The sequence below is a fragment of the Geoalkalibacter sp. genome (assembly GCF_030604225.1).
Lineage (GTDB): Bacteria > Desulfobacterota > Desulfuromonadia > Desulfuromonadales > Geoalkalibacteraceae > Geoalkalibacter.
This window is the reverse complement of the sequence record NZ_JAUVWH010000200.1, coordinates 1-3,008: the sequence shown is the minus strand read 5'-3', so window position 1 is coordinate 3,008 and position 3,008 is coordinate 1. Positions and strand designations below refer to the sequence as shown.

The 3,008-nt window shown below is 63.6% G+C and carries 2 protein-coding genes and 1 tRNA gene; 1 reads left to right on the top strand and 2 read right to left on the bottom strand.

Annotation, left to right across the window (positions count from 1 at the left end; all coding sequences use genetic code 11):
• Both QAT43_RS14725 and QAT43_RS14720 read right to left on the bottom strand, forming a co-directional pair.
• Positions 1–208, bottom strand: a 208-nt coding sequence (locus QAT43_RS14725; protein WP_305043846.1) for a tRNA (cytidine(34)-2'-O)-methyltransferase, incomplete at its 3' end; no start/stop codon positions are given.
• A gap of 126 nt (positions 209–334) precedes the next feature.
• A complete protein-coding gene (locus QAT43_RS14720) occupies positions 335–2,554 on the bottom strand; it encodes a CxxxxCH/CxxCH domain c-type cytochrome (protein WP_305043845.1) in 2,220 nt (739 codons plus the stop codon).
• Positions 2,555–2,889: 335 nt separating this feature from the next.
• Between QAT43_RS14720 and QAT43_RS14715 the strand changes: the two genes are divergently transcribed.
• Positions 2,890–2,976 (top strand) — tRNA-Leu (locus tag QAT43_RS14715).
• The last annotated feature ends 32 nt before the right edge of the window (positions 2,977–3,008 follow it).

Genomic DNA, 3,008 nt, shown 5'->3' with positions numbered 1-3,008 from the left:
GCTGCAAGTCGGCGAAGCCGTCCCAGCGCCGCACCTCGATGGCCGGCCAGTAGTCGAGGCCGGCGCGCTTGAGGTAGCGATCATCCAGGGAAAAGCCCAGCTTGCCGACGAGATGCAGCACCGTGCCTGTGGCGCCGCACAGACGGGCGATGTTGCCGGTATTGGGCGGGATTTCGGGTTCGATGAGGACAATGTGGAAGGGAGTCATGGGGGCGAAATATAGCATGGCTTCAGAGGCAGCGGAAGCTGATTTGCAGGAAATTTTGCTGAGGGTTAAAACACCAAAGGCGAACCCTTGCGGGTCCGCCTTTGATGTTTGCCGGATGCCCAACGCCTAGCGCCAGCGCAGGGGATTGTGATTTTCACCGTGGCAGGTGAGGGTGCAGTTGTTGTTGACGTAGTTCAGGTTCGCCAGCAGGGTGCTGGCCGGGTTCTGCTCGAACTGCTTGGTGCCGAGGTTGCCGAAGTGATTTGCCGCCAGTTTGTTGGTGTCGTGACAGCTGGTGCAGGCGTAATTGCGGTGCTTGCTGTGGCGCCCCGAGGAGTAATCGCTGTACACGGCGGTGCCGGCGGTATGACATTTCTGGCATTCGGTGGCAACGGCGATGGTGCCGGTGGCCCAAGGGGGCGTCTGTACACCGCCGTGGCAGCTGATGTTGCTGCAGGTGCCGGTGACGTTGAAGGTTGCCGGGCGGCCGGCGGTGGCGTCGAAATCGGCGAGGATGTCGACGGCGCCCCAGGCGTGGTTGGCTTCATCGTGACAGATGTTGCAGTTGCCCGCGATGCCGGACACCGCCAGGTGCGCGGCGTGGGCACCGGCAGCGGCGGGATTGCTCGGCCCGGCCGGCTTGCTGCCGTGACAGCCCGCGCAATCGGCGTAGTTGGGCGCCGGTGCCGGGGTGGGGTCGGGCGTGGGCGCCGGGGTCGAGGTGCCGCCGAAGCTGTCCACGAAGGTGGCGAGGGCGGTGCGTTCGCCAGAGGTGGGATTTTTACCCATGTGGCCGGCTTGAAGCTTGCTGAGTACCTGGGCGCCGAGACCCGCCAGGTTGATGCTGCCCGAGGTGTCGAAGCTGCCCAAGGCGTGGCAGGCGGCGCAATCCTGTTCATAGACCGCCTGGCCGCCGCGCTCCTGAGGCGGCGCGGGATTGACCGGCGGAGCGGGTGGGGCCGGAAGGGCGTCGGCGATGGCTTGGATGTCCGCGTTGCTCAGCACGATGAAGCCCATGCCGCCCAGGTTGGTGCTGATGGCGCCGGAGATGCCGGCCGCGCTGCGATTGGCGATGTCGCTGTTTTGCAGATTGCCATGGCAGCCCTGGCATTCGGCGGCGTAGAGTTCGGCGCCGGTCGGCGGCGCCGCGGGGGGCGCGATCGGGCCGGGAGCAGGTGTGGGAGACGTGCCGGTATTGCCGCCCGGATTGGTGCCGGGCGAGCCGCTGCCGCCCTGGGCGTTGAGGTGAGCGGCCACGGCGGCCTGCTGGGCGGCATCGAGGTTGCGCCCCATGTGGGTGGCGGCAAATTTGGCGCTGATTTTCGCGCCATCGCCGGCGAGATCCATCAGGCCGCTGCCGGTGCCGAGGGTGTGGCAACTTGCGCAGAGTTGGGCAAAGAGGGAGCCGCCGTCGATGGCGGGCTCGCTGCCCGGGGGGGAGCTGTTGCCGATACGACCCTGGTGGATGTCGCGGGCGAGACTCGGCGCATCGGCGAGGGCCGCGGTGATGGCCTGGGCGATCCGCCCGGGCGGCAGGCTCTGGTCGTTGGCCGCCAGGTCCTCCTTGACCTGGGTGACGATGGTGCGATGCAGGCGCGCGGCGGTTTGGATCAGGTCGCCCAGGGTGAGGGAGCTATCGATGGCGGCGGAGAGGTCGCGATAGAGGTCGGCGTTGAGGGTTTCCTTGACGGCCAGAACCATGTCGGCCAGCCGCAGTCCGGAAACCGCTTGCGTCTGGGGCGTTCCGCGAAAATCAAAATCGTCGCCGGCCTCCATGTAGGCGTTGGCGGCCATGTTGGCCTGCAGAGGGATGAGCATGGCATCGGTGACGCTGGTGGCGCTTTCCAGGCCAGTCATGGGGTCGGCGGTGAGATCCGCCAGGGTCAGGCCGGGCAGACCGGCGGCGTCCATCATGAAGAGGATCTCGTCACCCGTCATGCCGTTGGCCAGCAAGGTCGTCAGGGGGGAAACCACCAATGTTTCGTTGTCGTCCGCAGACACCCTGCGCTTGATCATTCCCGTGTACGGGGCACCGGCATGAGTGCCTTTGGCGCCCTGCTTGAGACGGATGGTCGAGCCCTCCTTGACGGGTTCGGGAAAGCTGAAGCGTCCCGCGCTGTCGCTGAGGCTCGATTGGCGCTGGATGAGGGTAAGGCCATCGGCGGACACTTCCTCGAACCGGGCACCAACGATGTAGGGATCGACCGCGATGCCCGAGGTGCTGACGGGAGTGCCGGAGGAGAGGTCGTTCTCGCCCCCCGTGCCGCCGCAGGCGACAAGGGAGAGCATCAGGGTGATTCCGGCAAACCAGGAAATCCATTTGGAAAATCTGTTTGCGGTGGGCAAGGTTTTGACTCCTCAAAAGGGTTGATAAGGGTTGAGCTGACGTCAGTCGGAGCAGGCAGAATTGCCGCGCCGGAGCCTGACTAGAGCAAAAGCTTTGCCAAGGCTGGCACAGTTTTTCGAGGAAATTGGAAATGTCGATAATTCACGTGGGGTTGAAGACGAGATAAGCGGAGGAATGTTTGGACCTGGGGGTTGGGAAAGATCAGGAAATTACCGGAAAACGTCGTAGATCAGCGACAGAGCGTGCAATTTTTGCGGAAAAGAATGCTAAAAAACCAAAATGATTTTTTCTGTTGCATTCACTCCGGCCATTTGATATAAAACCCCTCGCTTCAGCCGAAGTGGTGGAATTGGTAGACACGCTAGGTTCAGGGTCTAGTGACCGTAGGGTCGTGGGAGTTCGAGTCTCCCCTTCGGCACCAAGTTGCAAGTCAAGGGTCGGAATCCGAAAAAG